At 48.9% G+C, this 546-nt stretch carries 2 protein-coding genes; both read right to left on the bottom strand.

What is annotated here, in order from left to right; genetic code table 11:
- Positions 1–59: 59 nt before the first annotated feature.
- On the bottom strand, positions 60–248 hold the full coding sequence (locus tag AC3XQU_RS22805) for a hypothetical protein (protein WP_440461757.1): 189 nt from the start codon (positions 246–248) through the stop codon (positions 60–62).
- A partial coding sequence (locus AC3XQU_RS22800) for a hypothetical protein (RefSeq protein WP_489876444.1) occupies positions 241–546 on the bottom strand: 306 nt, incomplete at its 5' end. The genes AC3XQU_RS22800 and AC3XQU_RS22805, both read right to left, overlap by 8 nt.

Raw genomic sequence — 546 nt, 5'->3', positions numbered from 1 at the left:
AGAGCGTGTTTTACGCATAATTGAATTTCCTTGAACGTTGTCGCGGATCGTGGGGGGGCTTAATCAGCTTTGAAGGGGGGCAAGGTGAACGCAGAGATTTGCTCAATTCGGCTTGGAGTAACTTCTTTGTCCATGTGCAAAACCACAACATCTTCTGAGTCAGTCTCACCAATCGAGCCTTTGAAAATGTGCGGACCTACGTACAGCGTCACGTCACAATCCAGAAGGGTTTTGAGAACTTCATTCATGGGTACTAATTCCTCTATGTTCGGCCACCGCCAGCCGGTAGATTTCCAGCGCTTGCATCCAGTGTCGGAGCAAAACTGGCATTCGTTTTCGAGCTAGGCCTGGTACTGGTTTATTGAAAAGGTCTTGTGCGATGCTGCTGAGCAGAAGCTCGCTTGCAAATGAGCGCATTGAGTGCAGTGCTTCTTCAGCCATTTTGCTTTCATAGGCCCCGTGGCTGTGCTCAGGGAATATGGAATCGCGTTCAAGACAGTGGGAAACCCAGTCGATGTAGCTGAGCTGAGTATCATTATTTTCTCG

The organism is Telluria sp. AZSoR62, from assembly GCF_058111565.1.
This window is presented reverse-complemented; position numbering and strand designations above follow the sequence as displayed.

Excerpts from the sequence above, each read along its gene's own strand:
- AC3XQU_RS22805 (WP_440461757.1), bottom strand. The coding sequence starts at position 248 with ATGAATGAAGTTCTCAAAACCCTTCTGGATTGTGACGTGACGCTGTAC.